This is a genomic window from Pseudomonas sp. Irchel s3f7 (assembly GCF_900187615.1).
Lineage (GTDB): Bacteria > Pseudomonadota > Gammaproteobacteria > Pseudomonadales > Pseudomonadaceae > Aquipseudomonas.
Window position 1 is genome coordinate 141,592 of sequence record NZ_FYDO01000005.1, and the last position, 16,253, is coordinate 157,844.

General features: G+C 57.9%; 17 protein-coding genes. 5 read left to right on the plus strand and 12 right to left on the minus strand.

The genetic code is table 11. The features are described 5' to 3' along the window. Nucleotides 1-21: 21 nt before the first annotated feature. Nucleotides 22-624 carry a peroxiredoxin gene (locus CKW19_RS05980; protein WP_095057048.1) on the plus strand — a complete coding sequence of 201 codons (603 nt, stop codon included), beginning with the start codon at nucleotides 22-24 and terminating at the stop codon, nucleotides 622-624. A gap of 179 nt (nucleotides 625-803) precedes the next feature. Here CKW19_RS05980 and rnt read toward each other — a convergent pair whose 3' ends face one another. Continuing rightward, nucleotides 804-1,481 carry a ribonuclease T gene (gene rnt, locus CKW19_RS05985; protein WP_053155142.1) on the minus strand — a complete coding sequence of 226 codons (678 nt, stop codon included), beginning with the start codon at nucleotides 1,479-1,481 and terminating at the stop codon, nucleotides 804-806. Continuing rightward, a complete protein-coding gene (gene pyrC, locus CKW19_RS05990; protein WP_095057049.1) occupies nucleotides 1,478-2,524 on the minus strand; it encodes a dihydroorotase in 1,047 nt (348 codons plus the stop codon). The genes rnt and pyrC overlap by 4 nt, the downstream gene beginning before the upstream one ends. Nucleotides 2,525-2,683: 159 nt before the next feature. Here pyrC and CKW19_RS05995 point away from each other — a divergent pair, with 159 nt between their 5' ends. Both CKW19_RS05995 and CKW19_RS06000 read left to right on the plus strand, forming a co-directional pair. Continuing rightward, nucleotides 2,684-3,589, plus strand: a complete 906-nt coding sequence (locus CKW19_RS05995; RefSeq protein ID WP_095057050.1) for an OmpA family protein — start codon at nucleotides 2,684-2,686, stop codon at nucleotides 3,587-3,589. A 129-nt stretch (nucleotides 3,590-3,718) separates the two neighbouring features. Beyond that, nucleotides 3,719-4,936 (plus strand): argininosuccinate synthase, encoded by a 1,218-nt coding sequence (locus CKW19_RS06000; protein ID WP_095057051.1) that lies wholly within the window; start codon nucleotides 3,719-3,721, stop codon nucleotides 4,934-4,936. Nucleotides 4,937-5,081: 145 nt separating this feature from the next. Here the strand turns inward: CKW19_RS06000 and CKW19_RS06005 are convergent, their stop codons facing one another. Then, on the minus strand, nucleotides 5,082-5,786 hold the full coding sequence (locus CKW19_RS06005) for a hypothetical protein (RefSeq protein WP_095057052.1): 705 nt from the start codon (nucleotides 5,784-5,786) through the stop codon (nucleotides 5,082-5,084). A gap of 527 nt (nucleotides 5,787-6,313) precedes the next feature. On the opposite strand from CKW19_RS06005, the gene CKW19_RS06010 reads away from it, so the two are divergent. After that, the gene (locus CKW19_RS06010; protein WP_095057053.1) at nucleotides 6,314-6,940 is read left to right on the plus strand and encodes a response regulator transcription factor; all 627 of its coding nucleotides are present in this window, start codon (nucleotides 6,314-6,316) and stop codon (nucleotides 6,938-6,940) included. A gap of 87 nt (nucleotides 6,941-7,027) precedes the next feature. On the opposite strand, the gene CKW19_RS06015 is transcribed toward CKW19_RS06010, so the two are convergent. The 8 genes from CKW19_RS06015 to metG all read right to left on the minus strand — a co-directional run bounded on the left by CKW19_RS06015 (nucleotide 7,028) and on the right by metG (nucleotide 13,945). Next, on the minus strand, nucleotides 7,028-7,207 hold the full coding sequence (locus CKW19_RS06015) for a PA3496 family putative envelope integrity protein (protein ID WP_095057054.1): 180 nt from the start codon (nucleotides 7,205-7,207) through the stop codon (nucleotides 7,028-7,030). Between the two features lie 106 nt (nucleotides 7,208-7,313). Next, nucleotides 7,314-7,952 (minus strand): endonuclease III, encoded by a 639-nt coding sequence (nth, locus tag CKW19_RS06020; protein WP_095057055.1) that lies wholly within the window; start codon nucleotides 7,950-7,952, stop codon nucleotides 7,314-7,316. Between the two features lie 25 nt (nucleotides 7,953-7,977). Continuing rightward, nucleotides 7,978-8,565 carry an Rnf-Nqr domain containing protein gene (locus CKW19_RS06025; protein WP_095057056.1) on the minus strand — a complete coding sequence of 196 codons (588 nt, stop codon included), beginning with the start codon at nucleotides 8,563-8,565 and terminating at the stop codon, nucleotides 7,978-7,980. After that, nucleotides 8,558-9,169, minus strand: coding sequence for an RnfABCDGE type electron transport complex subunit G (locus tag CKW19_RS06030; protein WP_095057057.1), 612 nt, complete (start codon nucleotides 9,167-9,169; stop codon nucleotides 8,558-8,560). The genes CKW19_RS06025 and CKW19_RS06030 overlap by 8 nt, the downstream gene beginning before the upstream one ends. Beyond that, complete coding sequence (locus CKW19_RS06035; protein ID WP_095057058.1) at nucleotides 9,166-10,152, minus strand: RnfABCDGE type electron transport complex subunit D; 987 nt, start codon at nucleotides 10,150-10,152, stop codon at nucleotides 9,166-9,168. Before CKW19_RS06035 ends, CKW19_RS06030 begins: the two co-directional genes overlap by 4 nt. Further along, nucleotides 10,139-11,146, minus strand: coding sequence for an electron transport complex subunit RsxB (rsxB, locus tag CKW19_RS06040; RefSeq protein WP_095057059.1), 1,008 nt, complete (start codon nucleotides 11,144-11,146; stop codon nucleotides 10,139-10,141). The genes CKW19_RS06035 and rsxB overlap by 14 nt, the downstream gene beginning before the upstream one ends. Then, nucleotides 11,143-11,712, minus strand: coding sequence for an electron transport complex protein RnfA (locus tag CKW19_RS06045; protein ID WP_095057060.1), 570 nt, complete (start codon nucleotides 11,710-11,712; stop codon nucleotides 11,143-11,145). The genes rsxB and CKW19_RS06045 overlap by 4 nt, the downstream gene beginning before the upstream one ends. 181 nt (nucleotides 11,713-11,893) lie before the next feature. Further along, nucleotides 11,894-13,945 (minus strand): methionine--tRNA ligase, encoded by a 2,052-nt coding sequence (gene metG, locus CKW19_RS06050; protein ID WP_053155166.1) that lies wholly within the window; start codon nucleotides 13,943-13,945, stop codon nucleotides 11,894-11,896. 249 nt (nucleotides 13,946-14,194) lie between these two features. Here metG and apbC point away from each other — a divergent pair, with 249 nt between their 5' ends. Next, nucleotides 14,195-15,289 carry an iron-sulfur cluster carrier protein ApbC gene (gene apbC, locus CKW19_RS06055; RefSeq protein ID WP_095057061.1) on the plus strand — a complete coding sequence of 365 codons (1,095 nt, stop codon included), beginning with the start codon at nucleotides 14,195-14,197 and terminating at the stop codon, nucleotides 15,287-15,289. Nucleotides 15,290-15,406: 117 nt separating this feature from the next. Here the strand turns inward: apbC and CKW19_RS06060 are convergent, their stop codons facing one another. Then, on the minus strand, nucleotides 15,407-16,165 hold the full coding sequence (locus CKW19_RS06060) for an SDR family oxidoreductase (protein ID WP_095057134.1): 759 nt from the start codon (nucleotides 16,163-16,165) through the stop codon (nucleotides 15,407-15,409). Nucleotides 16,166-16,253: the final 88 nt, after the last annotated feature.

A 16,253-nucleotide genomic window follows, 5' to 3' on the forward strand; every position in this document is an offset into this window, starting at 1 on the left:
TATTACACCAGGAGATATCCAATGAGCGTACTCGTAGGCAAACAAGCCCCTGACTTCACCGTACCGGCCGTACTCGGCAATGGCGAGATCGTTGACAGCTTCACCCTGTCCTCGGCCATCAAAGGCAAATACGGCCTGGTGTTCTTCTACCCGCTGGACTTCACCTTCGTTTGCCCGTCCGAGCTGATTGCTCTGGACAACCGCATGGCTGATTTCAAGGCCCGCAACGTTGAAGTGATCGCTGTTTCGATCGATTCGCACTTCACCCACAACGCATGGCGCAACACTCCAGTGAACAATGGCGGTATCGGCCAGGTTCGCTACACCATGGCTGCTGACATCAAGCAGGACATCATGAAGGCCTACGACGTTCAGTCCGCTGACGGCGTTGCTTTCCGTGGCGCGTTCCTGATCGACGACAAAGGCGTTGTCCGTTCGCAGATCATCAACGACCTGCCGCTGGGCCGTAACATGGAAGAGCTGATCCGTCTGGTCGACGCTCTGCAATTCCACGAAGAGCACGGCGAAGTCTGCCCTGCCAACTGGAAGAAAGGCGACAAAGGCATGAACGCTTCGCCAGAAGGCGTTGCGGCTTACCTGACCGAGCACGCTGCCGCTCTGTAAGGCACGCTCCAGGTACAAAAAAACCGGCCTTCGAGGCCGGTTTTTTTATGGGCGTTTTTTGTGTTCTCTGTAGGAGCAAGCTTGCTCGCGATGGGCTTGAGAGCGCCGCTGGGTATCAGGCTCCCAGCGTCATCGTTGACGACCATCGCGAGCGGGCTCGCTCCTACAGACAAGCCAGATCAATCGTCGAAGTCTTCCCAGCCGCCCATCTGTTTCCAGCGATTGACGATGCCGCAGAACAGCTCGGCGGTCTTCTCGGTGTCATAGCGAGCTGAGTGAGCCTCGCGACCGTCGAAGTCAATGTCCGCTGCCTGGCAGGCCTTGGCCAGTACGGTCTGGCCGTAAGCGAGGCCGGCGAGCGTTGCGGTATCGAAGCTGGAGAACGGATGAAACGGGTTGCGTTTCATGTCCAGGCGCGCAACGGCGGCGTTCAGGAAGCCCAGGTCGAAGCTGCTGTTGTGCCCGACCAGGATCGCCCGTTTGCAGCCGTTGGCTTTCAGCGCTTTACGCACGCCACGGAAGATATCGTTCAGCGCCGATTCTTCACTCACCGCCATGCGCAGCGGGTGGTCGAGTTTGATCCCGGTGAACTCAAGCGCTGCCGCTTCGATGTTCGCGCCTTCGAACGGCTCGACACGGAAGAAGTAGGTGTGATCAGGGTAAACGAAGCCCTTTTCATCCATCGCGATGGTGGTCGCGGCGATTTCCAGCAGGGCGTCGGTGGCCGAGTTGAAACCACCGGTTTCTACGTCGACGACAACTGGCAGGTAGCCACGAAACCGTGCGGCCATCGGGTGACGGGAACCGCCGCCACCGCCTTGACCTTCCTGTTCGTCGTCGAAATGGTCTTCACTCACGCGTGTTCCTCCAGCAGGCGCCAGCGCAGTTTTTCACCGGCGCGCAGCGGGATAACGGTCAGCTCGCCAAATGGCAGGCTGGTTGGGGCGGTCCATTCTTCGCGGACCAGTGTAATGCGGTCGGTGTTCGCCGGCAGACCATAGAAGCGCGGGCCGTTGAGGCTGGCGAACGCTTCGAGCTTGTCCAGCGCATTGCGCTGTTCGAAGGCTTCGGCATACATCTCGATTGCTGCGTAGGCGGTGTAGCAACCGGCGCAACCGCAAGCGGCTTCTTTGGCGTGCTGGGCGTGGGGCGCCGAGTCGGTACCGAGGAAGAACTTCTCGCTACCGCTGGTGGCGGCGTTGAGCAGGGCTTCCTGGTGCGTGTTGCGCTTGAGGATCGGCAGGCAATAGAAGTGCGGCCGAATCCCGCCCACCAGCATGTGGTTGCGGTTGTACAGCAAGTGATGCGCGGTGATGGTTGCGCCAACGTTGGCCGAAGCCGAATTGACGAACTGCACGGCGTCAGCGGTGGTGATGTGTTCGAACACGACTTTGAGGGTCGGGAAACGCTCGACCACACGACGCATGTGTTCATCGATGAAGATTTTTTCGCGGTCGAACACGTCGACGTCGCCACGGGTGACTTCACCGTGGATCAACAACGGCATCCCGACTTCGGCCATGGCCTCGATCGCAGGGAAAATCTTGTCGATGCTGGTGACGCCAGAATCCGAGTTGGTGGTTGCGCCGGCCGGGTACAGCTTGGCGGCGTGAACGAAACCGCTGGCCTTGGCCTCGCGAATTTCTTCGGGCTGGGTGCGGTCGGTGAGGTACAGGACCATCAGTGGTTCAAACGGGCTGCCAGCCGGGCGGGCAGCGAGAATCCGCTGGCGATAGCCGTCGGCTTCAGCCGCGTTGCGGACCGGAGGGACCAGGTTGGGCATGATAATGGCGCGACCAAAGGTGCGCGCGACATCCGCGACAGTATTGGTCAACACGGCACCATCGCGAAGATGAATGTGCCAGTCGTCGGGACGCAGCAGGGTCAGGCGGTCGGACATGAGGGGATTCCAGGCGGGTCAAACTGAAGGGAATGCTACCGGAAAAGACTCTTGCAGGCACTCGCTATCAAGTTTTGCTGGAAGCTTCCGATATCCAACAGGTATGCCGTAAACATCTGTGTGTCGGTCTTTTTGTTGTAGAAGCCAGTGGAGCCTCCCGTGCGCCAGCGTTATTTAGCCTTGCTCAGCGTATTTGCCAGCCTTCCCGCGATGGCGCTCACTTTCCAGACGCGTATGGAGAGCATCGAGTGGACGGTCGAAGGCGACAAGTTCGAGTGCCGACTGACTCAGCCGATCACCGATTTCGGCTCGGGACAGTTCGTGCGCCGCGCTGGCGAGCAGGCAACGTTTCGTCTGAATGCCTATAACGCAATGTTGGGCGGTGGCTCGGCCACCCTGCTGGCCGCCGCAGCGCCGTGGCAGCCGGGTCGTGGAGACATCAACCTCGGCTCCGTCAGAATCGGCAGCGGCAATGTGCTGTTCAACAGTTCGCAGGTTCAGGCCGGACGGCTGATCAGCGGCCTGATTGATGGTCGCAGTCCGGTAGTACGGCATTCTGCAGGTGATGGCCGCGTGTCTGAAGTGCGCCTGTTACCAGTCAAGTTCAACAAGGCGTTCGTCGACTACCAAGGGTGTGTGGCGAAGCTATTGCCGCAGAATTTTGATCAAGTGAAACGGTCCGAAATCGGCTTTCCCGGTGGCGGTGTCGATCTGGATGCAGCCGCCAAGGCCAGATTGCTGGTGATGCTGGAGTACATGAAGGCCGATCCGACGGTCAATCACATCGAACTCGATGGCCACTCCGACAACAGCGGCAACCGCCTGACCAATCGGGACCTGTCACGACGCCGGGCACTGGCGGTCATGGATTTCTTCAAGGCCAACGGTATCCAGGAGTCGCAGATCACCCTGCGTTTCCATGGTGAGCGTTATCCGGTGGCACCGAACAGCAACAACGCCAACCGCTCGAAAAACCGTCGGGTAGCGATTCGACTGGAGCGAGGAGCACCACCGGAACAGGTAGCCCCGCAAACTACGAAAGCGAGCACTTCGGCAACTTCCTGACCGATTGGTCATGGTCGCGCTCTCGACATGTTCTGTCGCTTCGTCGTCATAAGCTGTCGCGCCACTGTAAATTATTCTGCATGAGCGGTAGACTTCACGGCTTTCCGTAGAACCCCGTGGAGTGATGGCATGGCGGACATAAACAAGGTCGTTCTGGCGTATTCCGGCGGCCTGGACACTTCGGTGATCCTCAAGTGGCTGCAGGATACTTATAACTGTGAAGTAGTGACCTTCACCGCTGACCTGGGTCAGGGCGAAGAGGTCGAGCCGGCCCGCGCCAAGGCACAGGCCATGGGCGTAAAAGAAATCTACATCGACGATCTGCGCGAAGAATTCGTGCGTGATTTCGTGTTCCCGATGTTCCGCGCCAACACCGTTTACGAAGGCGAGTACCTGCTGGGTACTTCCATCGCTCGTCCGTTGATCGCCAAGCGCCTGATCGAAATCGCGAACGAAACCGGCGCTGACGCCATTTCCCACGGTGCCACCGGTAAAGGCAACGACCAGGTTCGTTTCGAACTGGGCGCATACGCCTTGAAACCAGGTGTGAAAGTGATCGCTCCTTGGCGCGAGTGGGACCTGCTGTCCCGCGAGAAGCTGATGGACTACGCCGAAAAGCATGCGATCCCGATCGAGCGCCACGGCAAGAAAAAATCCCCGTACTCGATGGATGCCAACCTGCTGCACATCTCCTATGAAGGCGGCGTGCTGGAAGACACCTGGACCGAGCACGAAGAAGACATGTGGCGCTGGACCGTCTCCCCGGAGAACGCTCCCGACAAGCCGCAGTACCTGGAACTGACCTACCGCAACGGCGACATCGTCGCGCTGGACGGCGTCGAAATGACTCCGGCCACCGTATTGGCGACCCTGAACCGTATCGGTGGCGAACACGGTATCGGTCGTCTGGACATCGTCGAGAACCGTTACGTGGGCATGAAGTCCCGTGGCTGCTACGAAACCCCAGGCGGCACTATCATGCTGCGCGCCCACCGTGCAATCGAATCGATCACTCTGGACCGCGAAGTCGCTCACCTCAAAGACGAGTTGATGCCTAAGTACGCCAGCCTGATCTACACCGGTTACTGGTGGAGCCCCGAGCGTCTGATGCTGCAACAGATGATCGATGCGTCCCAGGCCCACGTGAACGGCGTTGTGCGCCTGAAACTGTACAAGGGCAACGTGATCGTCACCGGTCGCAAGTCCGAAGAGTCGTTGTTCGACGCCAACATTGCCACCTTCGAAGAAGATGGCGGCGCCTACAACCAGGCCGATGCGGCGGGCTTTATCAAGCTCAACGCCTTGCGCATGCGCATTGCTGCAAACAAAGGCCGGAAGCTTTTCTGAGACCTTTGAGATCGTGATGGGATATGCGGCCTCGTCCACGACGGGGCCGCATCTCCGAAAGAGGGGCGTTTGGTCCTGAATTGCGATACCACGTTTTTCTGTTGAATCCTTCCTGTTGTTCTCCTCGCCGCGGTGAAATATCCCGTCAAGGCTTGCTGCCGTGAGCCTGTGGTCCCTCTTGATCCATGATCGTCAATCCATGAGAGCTCAAGTCGTAAGCAACATAGAATGTTGCGTTGCGTTTTTTTGCCTGTCTTGAATGTTTAAGCGCGACAGCTTTCAGTAGAGCCTCCGGTTCGTTACACGTGATAAACAACACCATGCTTGTCAGGTTTTCCTGTGAATTCTGGACATTTTCCAATAAAGCGCAGAGCTCATTTTTTCTGTTCGCGTAACGTGCATCGATGATGTAAAGGTCTTTTACATGCTCGGGAAGCTGTATGTGGTGCTGAACAGAAAAGAGCGTTTGCAAACCCACCCGAGGTCTTGAAGCGGGTGCAAGGTCGGGCGACCTAACGCATTGGCCGCCACTCGACGTGTTCGGAATACTTTGATGATTCGACCCTTTTGCTGACGTTTTTCCCGAGTGCTCCGTGTCCACCATGGCTTTCATGAAGTGCTTTCCTTTTTCAAAATCGGACGGGGCATAGAGCGATCGATAGTTAAAGTTGAGTGTGGCGAAAAACAATAAAAGTAAATAAAACGGAAAGCTGATTAAAAACCAGACATAGAGCTCTTTTTCCTCCTGCTCGAGGAAAGGCAAGGAGACCGCTGCGGAGCTTTCTGACAGAACTGCGAATATCGCAATAATAGTCATTGGGTTGGTGATTTTTTTTTGAGGTTTTATCATGTTCTTTTCTCATGTTTGAATATCTGTTCTCGTAATTTATTAAGGTTGGTTTTTGCAGAATGACTGAAATATTGAAGTGTGAGGAGTGCTTTGTGTTTGATGGTGTTTTTATAGTGCTTGATGCGGTTGGGTCGTTATATTAATAATCGGTCATTGGCGATTTTTTGCTGTAAGAGTAAACGGGCAATTGATGTATGATATTTCTGGTGAGAATGTTGATTGTGCAAATAGCCGTTACTTTTGACCTGGCGATAGAAAGCGTAGCGTTCGAATAACGGCTGTTGGATCTTGTTGCTGGGTGAATCCTGTTATAGGGCGATACAAAAAACTATTGAAAGGTGCGTTGCCACCTCCCGGATACAGTTTTCATTTCATTCTGTTCGAGGTTTATTTGTAAGAAAAATCCGTGATGTTTGTAGGGAATGTCTCTTGGTGCAGGTGCCCGGGAAGGCCGACATGCCATGGGTGAAACGACTAGGCTATTGTGCGGGCTCTAAAAATTCGAACAGCGAAAATTGGACTTGCCCATGAATAAAGTGCTGATCGTGGATGATCACCCCGTCATTCGTCTTGCGGTGCGTATGCTGATGGAACGTCATGGTTACGAAGTTATTGGGGAAACCGATAACGGCGTGGATGCATTGCAACTCGCTCGTGAACTTATGCCGGACATCGTCATTCTGGATATTGGAATTCCAAAGTTGGATGGCCTGGAAGTTATTGCACGTTTATCGTCGACAGCGATGCCGATGAAAGTGCTGATACTGACGTCTCAGGCGCCGGGTCACTTTTCCATGCGCTGCATGCAGTCGGGCGCTGCGGGATATGTATGCAAACAACAGGACCTGACCGAGTTGCTTAGTGCAATCAAAGCTGTACTGTCAGGCTACAGTTATTTTCCCAATCAAGCCTTGCATACCGTACGGTCCAGTTTGGGGAACGCCAGCGAAGCCGATATGGTGGATCGTTTGTCGGGGCGGGAAATGATGGTCTTGCAGCAATTGGCCCGAGGCAAGACCAACAAAGAGATTGCTGACGGGATGTTCCTCAGCAATAAAACCGTCAGCACTTACAAGACTCGCCTGCTGTTGAAGCTCAATGCTCGTTCTTTGGTTGATCTTATTGAGTTGGCGCAGCGCAATGGCCTGGTGTGACGGCAGCATCGCATGACGGGCGAGAAGGTGCGGGCTATCAAGGGGGCGCTCAGTAAAAAGCCTCCGTTTCGGGAGGCTTTTCAGGTGTCATAAGTCAAAATCGTAATCGGCCAATTGCTTTTGCAGTCGGCGCTCCTCCAGCAGATTGTCGATGGTGCGGCGTTTGCTCAGATTGGTTTTCGCTACTTCAACCACCGGTTCAACGTCATCAGTCTCGGCGGCGGTGAAGTCTTCTTCGACGTCCAATTGCTCTTTGCCATTACTCATTTAGCTACTCCAGGCTAAGAAGGCCTTTGGCGCTCCTTATATCGACAATCCTCCGGCGGGTAAAAAAGATTTTTTCAATCGACAATCAGATAATCCCAATAGCGCCTCAATCGTCCGAGGTTTTGTGCTTGTATTCGCACAAGTCCTCGATCCGGCAACTGCCACAGCGGGGCTTGCGAGCAAGGCAAACGTAGCGGCCGTGGAGGATCAGCCAGTGATGGGAGTCCAGCAGATATTCCTTGGGTACGAACTTCATCAGTTTTTTCTCGACCTCCACGACATTCTTGCCCGGTGCAATGCCGGTGCGATTGCTGACCCGGAAGATGTGCGTGTCGACGGCCATGGTCAACTGGCGGAATGCGGTGTTGAGCACCACGTTGGCAGTTTTGCGACCGACACCGGGTAACGCTTCCAGCTCCTCACGGGTTTGTGGCACTTCGCCGGCGTGAAGCTCGACCAACATGCGACAGGTTTCGATCACGTTTTTCGCTTTGCTGTTGTACAACCCGATGGTCTTGATGTAGTCCGACAACCCCTCGACCCCCAAGGCATGGATGGCTGCCGGGGTATTGGCAACCGGGAACAGTTTGGCGGTGGCCTTGTTGACGCCGACATCGGTCGATTGCGCCGAAAGAATCACTGCGATCAGCAATTCAAACGGTGACGAATACGCCAGTTCGGTCTTCGGTTCCGGATTGTCTTCATGCAATCTGCGGAAAATTTCCAGGCGTTTTGCGGCATTCATGGGCAGTGCGTTTCCTCGAAAACGGTCAGAGTGAGGGCTGCGGGCGGTGCCAGGCCTGCCAAGCGGCCAGCAGCAACCCCAACAGAATGAAACCGCCGGGGGCGAGGGTTGCCAGGTGTAAGCCACCGTCGGCGATCAGTAGCCAACCTTGCCAGTCCGGTTGACCCGCGCCAGCCAGCCACGATAGATGGCGGCCGAGTGTCCCGTTGCCGATGAGTTCGCGCAACAGGCCAACACTCACCAGCAAGCCGCCGAACAGGGCACATAACTTCAGACGTTCCACACGGGCGCGGCGGAAAAAGCCAGCGTGCTCCAGCACAACGCATTGCAAGGCGAGCAAGCCTGCATAGATTCCCAAATGCTGATGCCATGGCAGCGACCAGATTTGCGCAACGAGTTCCGCACAACTGGTCCACGTGGCGGCGAGCAGCACGCCCGCCAGCAAATGGGTCGACGGCAGTATTCGTGGTCGCAGTAAGGACATGCTCAGACTAAAAGCGCTGATCACCAGAATGAACAATAGCCACAGACCCAAAGCGCTCACCAGCGTGTCGGTGGTCCCTATGAGCGGTGTGAGCATCAACGTGCTCAGCAGGACGGATGATTTATTCATGGGAAGGTTTCCCGAGCAGCGATTGTCGGTATTCATCGAAATAGCGCAGCGCGTCATGGGTCGCGTTGATCACTGCTCTGGATGTGGTGGTCGCTCCAGCGATCTGGTCGAATTGCCCCTGGTCCTTTTTCAAGGCCCAACCCGCATCGGCGGGATCGGTGCTGGATTTACCGGAAAACCCCTGGAGCCAGGCATTCGGCCAGTCAGCGATTCGTGCCCCGAGTCCTGGTGTTTCCGATTGCTTGAGGGTTTTGACGCCTATCAGCCTGCCACTTGTGTCGATCGCAATCAGCAGTTCAATGGTGCCGGTGTAACCCAGAACCTGATTGCGCAACAACACGGCAGAAGCTTGGCCGGATTTGGAAGCCCGGTAGCCCATCAGCAACGTGCTGTTTTCGAGTTTGGGATTTTCGAGCGTCAACGGTTGTTCAAGTGGCTGATTGTCATAGCTGTCCGCTGGTAGCAAATCCAGCAGATTACGACTGTCGATCAGGCGTTGTTCGGCGGCAATGCGCGGCGCGCTGTTGTGCTGCATGAGCCAGGTCAGGCCGATGCCCAAACCTGCCAGTAATACCAGTATGGCAATGCTCGTCGCTCGGCTCATGGCGATGTCGGCTCCTGTCTTGATGCGACAAATCGCTCCAGTGCAGGCACACAAAGATTCATCAAGAGGACGGCAAACGCCACACCGTCCGGATAACCACCCCAGGTGCGGATCAAGTACGTCAGCAGCCCGACACCCACGCCAAACAGCAGCCGCGCGCCAGGTCTTTTGGCGCCGGACACCGGTTCCGTCACAATGAAAAACGCCCCCAACATGCTGGCGCCGGTGAGGAGATGAAACAGCGGTGAACCATGGGAGTCGGAGCCCGAACCGTTCCAGCACAACAGGCTGATGATGAAAAGGCTGGCAAGCATGCCGACCGGCGCATGCCAGCTGAAAACGCGTCGTTGCAGCAGAAACAGACCGCCTGCCAGAAACGCCAGGCTCACCCATTCCACGCCACGTCCACCGAAGTGACCAAACGCGGGGTTCATCGAGAACAGTTCGTCCAGGGTCAGGCTTTTGTTGATGCGCAGGCTGTCCAGCGCAGTGGCCTGGACCCAGGCGTCCGGCGCCTGGCCGAAGCCGAAGGCCTGTTGCACGCCGCTCAACAGGTCCATGCCGTGAGACGACGGCCAATGGGTCATTTGCTGGGGAAACGTGACCAGCGCAAAAGCAACGCCAAGCATGGCCGGATTGAAAGGATTCGAACCGACTCCGCCATACAGGTGCTTGCCGAATACCATCGCGAACGCGGCAGCACTGATCGTCAACCACCAAGGGCAATAGGGGGGCAGGGCCAGGGCCAGCAATGTCGCACTGACCAGGGCGCTACCATCGCTCAAGTTCGGTGTGAGTGGCCACTTGCGCAATTGCAGCACAGCCGCCTCAACAGCGAGCGCCGCTGCAACCGCCAGAATCAGATTGATCAACACACCCCAGCCATACAACCAGAAGGACGCCAGCAGTCCCGGCAGGACGGCCAGCAGCACCAGTTTCATGGCTTGCTGCAGACGATCGTCAACCGATTCAAGGGGCGGCATAGGCGTCCACCTGGCGTTCGGCTTCGCTGACCGCGCGTAGAAGGGCATCGATCTGTTCGGCAGGCGCTTCGCTACCCTGAGCCTTCTTGAGTTCGGCGCGGCGCATGGCCAGCTGAATTTTTGCCCGTTTCAGTTCGGCATCCTTCGCTGGGGGCGGGGCGGGTGTCGGCGCCGCAGGTGCGGTGCTTTCCAACTGCGCCAAACCTCGCTCGGCGGCCTCGTGCTGCTGTTGCAGGATGATCAGTTGCGATTGCTGCTCGAAGGTCGGTGGATGCCCGAAAGCTTTCAGCGATTTGTGCAGTTGTGCGCGGCTCATCGCCACATCGATCTTGGCTTTTTTCAGCGCCGCATCGGCATTCGCGGCTTTCTGGGCGCGGACGCGTTCGAGGGCCGCCTGCACCGGATCGAGCGTCGCCTCCACGGGTTGGGTAGTACGCTGACGGGCTTGTCGTTCGGCGATTTTCTGTTGCTCTTCCCGCATCAGGCGCGCATTGCGTTGCTCAAAGCGGCGCCGGGCGTGATTGCGTTTGGCGGTGCGCGCCTGTTGTTCTTCAAGCGTGAATGCCAGGCCACCGACAACCGGTACCACCGCGGCGGGCGACAGCGGACGCATCTCGATGCAATCCACCGGGCACGGCGCCACGCAGAGATCGCAACCGGTGCACTCGTCGATGATGATGGTGTGCATCAGTTTGGCCGCGCCGACGATGGCATCGACCGGGCACGCCTGAATGCACTTGGTGCAACCGATGCATTCGGCTTCGCGAATGTAGGCGATTTGCGCAGGTGCCGAGCCGCGGCTGACATCCAGTTCCAGCACCGGCACTTTCAACAGATCGGCCATAGCCGCAATGGTTTCGCTACCGCCGGGTGGGCACTTGTTGATCGGCTCACCGGCGGCGATGCCTTCGGCGTAGGGCTTGCATCCGGGATGGCCGCACTTGCCGCACTGGGTCTGCGGCAGGAGGGCGTCGATGCGTTGAATCAGACTCATGTTTTGATCAGTCCGCTGAATCCTAGAAAGGCCACGGCCATCAATCCGGCGCCGATCAGATCGATCGGCAAGCCGCGAAAGGGCCGGGGAACATCGTTTTCGAGTGTACGTTCGCGCAAATCGCTGAACAGGCTCAGCACCAGCCAGAAACCCAGCCCGGCACCAAGGCTCAGGGCCGTGGCATGAAAGAAACCTTTGTCCGCCTGGGCGTTGAGCTGCGTTACCCCAAGCACACCCGCGTTCCCTAGCAGCAACGGCCAGAGGCCTTCAAATGACCACTTTGGAAGCGCAGTAGAAAGAACCTTCAGCAGTGGGCTGATCAGCAAAACGCTCAGCGGCAGAAACACGAACAGCCGCAGGGCCGTCAGTTCCAGCGGCACCAGCAGCCAGTGGTAGAGCACATAACCGAGCATGCCAACGATCAGCGTCAGGCACGTCGTCGCAATTCCCAGCGCGTGAACCTGGCGCCGTTCGCTGGCCAGCAGCGGATCGACGCCCAGCGGCCAGTGCAACACGAGGTTGTTGATCAGGGCGGTGCTGATAAGCGTTAGCAGGGTTTCGGTCATGATCGTCCGTATCCGCTACTGGATCACTGCGTAGGAGCTGCCGCAGGCTGCGATCTTTTGATCTTTAAAAGCAAAGTCAAAAGATCGCAGCCTGCGGCAGCTCCTACGGACATTATGGGCCAGACATGAAAATCCCACAGTCGCGCCAGGCACGGCTGTGGGATCGGATTGCCGCACAAATTTACTTGATGCGCTGACCCGGCTTGGCGCCGCTGTCAGGGCTGAGCAGGTAGATTTCTTCACCGCCAGGGCCGGCGGCCATCACCATGCCTTCGGAGATGCCGAACTTCATTTTCCGTGGCTTGAGGTTGGCGATCATCATGGTCAGGCGACCATCGAGCTTCGACGGGTCCGGATAAGCACTTTTGATCCCGGAGAATACGTTGCGCGTCTCGTCACCGATGTCCAGGGTCAGGCGCAATAGCTTGTCGGCGCCTTCCACGTGCTCAGCCTTGACGATCAGCGCAACACGCAGGTCGACGGCGGCAAAGGTGTCGAACTCGATTTCCGGCGACAGCGGATCTTTGGCCAGTTCGCCATTGCCCGCTGGTGCCGCTTCGCCGGTGTCGGTCTGGCTGGCGGTCAGGTCTTCTTTCGAAGCGTCGGTCATGGCTTGCACCTTGACCGGGTCGATGCGGGTCATCAACGGCTTGAACTCGTTCAACTGATGGTTGCTGAGCAAGGTCGCGTGGTCGTTCCAGGTCAGCGGCGCGACGTTCAGGAACGCCTCGGCGTCGGCGGCCAGCAGCGGCAGCACAGGCTTGAGGAAGATCACCAGTTGGCGGAACAGATTGACGCCCGTGGCGCAGATGGCCTGGACTTCATCCTGCTTGCCTTCCTGTTTGTTCAGCGACCATGGTGCCTTGTCGGCGATCCAGGCGTTGGCGCGGTCGGCCAGGCCCATGATCTCGCGCATGGCGCGGGCGAAGTCACGGGCTTCATAGGCGTCGGCGATGCTTGGCGCGGCGGCCAGGAAGGCATCAGTCAGTTCAGGCGCGGCGTTGGTGTCGACCATGACGCCGGCATTGCCCTTGTTGATGAAACCGGCACAGCGGCTGGCGATGTTGACGACTTTGCCCACCAGGTCGGAGTTGACCTTCTGCACGAAGTCTTCGAGGTTCAGGTCCAGATCGTCGACGCCACGGCCGAGCTTGGCCGCGTAGTAGTAACGCAGGTATTCCGGCGACAGGTGATCCAGGTAGGTCCGGGCCTTGATGAAGGTGCCGCGGGACTTGGACATTTTCTGACCGTTGACGGTCAGGTAGCCGTGGACGTTGATGCCGGTCGGCTTGCGGTAGCCCGCGCCTTCCAGCATGGCTGGCCAGAACAGGGCGTGGAAGTTGACGATGTCCTTGCCGATGAAGTGGTACAGCTCGGCGGTGGAGTCCTTGCCCCAGAACGCGTCGAAGTCCAGCTCCGGCGTGCGGTCGCACAGGTTCTTGAAGCTCGCCATGTAGCCGATCGGTGCATCCAGCCACACGTAGAAATACTTGCCCGGCTCGTCAGGGATTTCAAAGCCGAAGTACGGCGCATCGCGGGAGATGTCCCACTGTTGCAGGCCAGCATCCAGCCATTCGGCGATCTTGTTGGCGACGGCGTCTTGCAGGGTGCCGCTGCGGGTCCAGGTTTGCAGCATTTGCTGGAAGTCTGGCAGCTTGAAGAAGAAGTGCTGGGAATCCTTGAGCACCGGGGTGGCGCCGGAGATTGCCGATTTCGGATCCTTCAGGTCGGTCGGTGCGTAAGTCGCGCCGCATTTTTCGCAGTTGTCGCCGTACTGGTCTTCGGTGCCGCATTTCGGGCAGGTGCCCTTGATGAAGCGGTCGGCCAGGAACATTTTCTTTTCCGGGTCGAAATACTGCGTGATCGAGCGCGTGGCGATGTGCCCGGCGTCGCGCAGCTTCAGGTAGATCTGGCTCGACAGCTCACGGTTTTCTTCGGCGTGAGTGGAGTGGAAGTTGTCGAAGTCCACCAGGAACTCGGCAAAGTCGGCGCTGTGTTCAGCCTGGACGTTGGCGATCAGTTGTTCCGGGGTGATGCCTTCCTTTTCCGCACGCAGCATGATGGCCGAACCGTGGGCGTCGTCGGCGCAGACGTAGATGCATTGGTTGCCGCGGTGCTTCTGGAAGCGCACCCACATATCGGTCTGGATGTATTCCAGCATATGGCCAAGGTGAATCGAACCATTGGCATAGGGCAGGGCGCTGGTGACGAGGATCTTGCGTGGCTCGGACATGGGGCTCGGCTACTTGATGAAACGGAGGTCGGCCACTATAAAGCGCCGGCGCATATTTTTCACCCTGTGAGCCTGTTTCATTGGATGATCGACCTGTAGGAGCCCGGCTTGCCGGCGATAGCGGTCTTGGGTGTGCCATCGCCGGCAAGCCAGGCTCCTACAAAAGCGCGATCTTTTGAGCATCCCGTCGAACGCCTAGAACAGGTACGATACCCGTCATCTTTTCCAGTCCTGTTTTCGGAGTTGCCCATGAGCGCCGTCAATCGCGCAGCGGTGGAAGCCGTCCTTCGCCAATACACCGACCCTTACCTGAACCAGGACCCTGTCAGCGCCGGGTGCGTGCGCAACATCGATATCCAGGGCGACCGCGTCAGCGTTCAGCTCGAATTGGGTTATGCCGCCGGTCTGTTCAAGAGTGGCTGGGCGCAGATGCTGCAAATGGCCATCGAGGGGCTCGACGGCGTAACGACCGCTCGCGTGGACATCACCAGCGTGATCGCCGCACACAAGGCTCAGGCGCAGATTCCGGGCCTGGCGAACGTTAAAAACGTGGTGGCCGTCGCCTCCGGCAAGGGCGGCGTGGGGAAATCCACCACCGCCGCCAACCTGGCATTGGCCTTGGCCCGTGAAGGCGCCAAGGTCGGCATTCTCGACGCAGATATCTACGGTCCGAGCCAGGGCATCATGTTTGGTATCCCTGAGCGCACACGACCTGAAGTCAAGGATCAGAAGTGGTTCGTACCGCTCAAGGCCCACGGCGTCGAGGTGATGTCCATGGCGTTCCTGACCGACGACAACACGCCGATGGTCTGGCGCGGGCCGATGGTTTCCGGCGCCCTGTTGCAACTGGTCACGCAAACTGCCTGGGGCGACCTCGATTACCTGGTCATCGACATGCCGCCTGGCACAGGTGATATCCAGCTGACCCTGGCACAGAAAGTCCCGGTGGCTGGTGCCGTCATTGTCACCACGCCACAGGACCTGGCGCTGCTGGACGCGCGCAAGGGTGTGGAAATGTTCCGCAAGGTCAACATTCCGGTGCTGGGCGTGGTGGAAAACATGGCCGTGCACATCTGCTCGAATTGTGGACATGCCGAGCATCTGTTCGGTGAGGGTGGTGGTGAGAAGCTGGCGACCCAGTATGGTGTCGAACTGCTTGCTTCGTTGCCGTTGGCGATGGAAATCCGCGAGCAGGCCGATGGTGGCAAGCCAACTGTGATCGCCGAGCCAGATTGCCCGATCGCCATGGTTTACCAGGAACTGGCCCGCCATGTCGGTGCGCGGATCGTGTTGCAGGAAGCGTTGACGCCGGCGATGCCGAATATCAGCATCAGCGACGATTGATTTGCGGCGCCTATAAACAGATCGCAGCCTCGCTTCGCTCGACAGCTCCTACATTGGATTGGCTTACACCTGTAGGAGCTGTCGAGCGAAGCGAGGCTGCGATCTTTTGATCTCGCTTTAGATCCGCAAACCGCCATCCATCTCCAGAATCCGACCGGTGTAGTAGTCGTTCTCGAAGATGTACGCCGCCGAATGGGCGATTTCTTCAGGCTTGCCCATGCGCTTGAGCGGTATCCCGGCAGTCATCTTGTCGAGCGCTTCAGGCTTCATGCCCAAGGTCATTTCGGTTTCGATGAAGCCCGGTGCAATGCCGGCTACACGGATGCCGTAGCGCGCCAGTTCCTTGGCCCAGGTCACGGTCGCGGCAGCGACACCGGCCTTGGCGGCGGAGTAGTTGGTCTGGCCCACATTGCCTGCGCGGGAAATCGACGAGATATTAATGATCGCGCCGCTGTTATCCAGCTCGATCATTTTTGCCGCGACTTCACGGGTGCACAGGAACACGCCGGTCAGGTTGACATCGATCACCGCCTGCCACTGGGCCAGGGTCATCTTGGTCATTTCGCCGTCCTTGACCTTGAGCAGCAGGCCGTCGCGCAGGATCCCGGCGTTGTTGATCAGGCCATGGATCGCGCCAAAGTCTTCGGCGACCTGGGCGACCATGTGGGTCACTTGCTCTTCATTGGCAACGTTGCACAGATAAGCGCGGGCTTCGGCACCCTTGGCCTTGCAGGCCGCGACGGCGTCGTCGAGTTTTTCCTGGTTCAAGTCCACCAGCGCCAGTTTCGCGCCTTTACTTGCGAAATACTCGGCCATGGAACGGCCTAAACCCTGGCAACCGCCAGTGATAATGATTACTTTGTCAGTGAGTTGCATTCGCATGCCCCGGTAAATGGTCTGGGTGTTTTCATAGGCATCTTCTCCATCACGCCTACCTTGGCACATGAGAACTGCCCCTATTGGC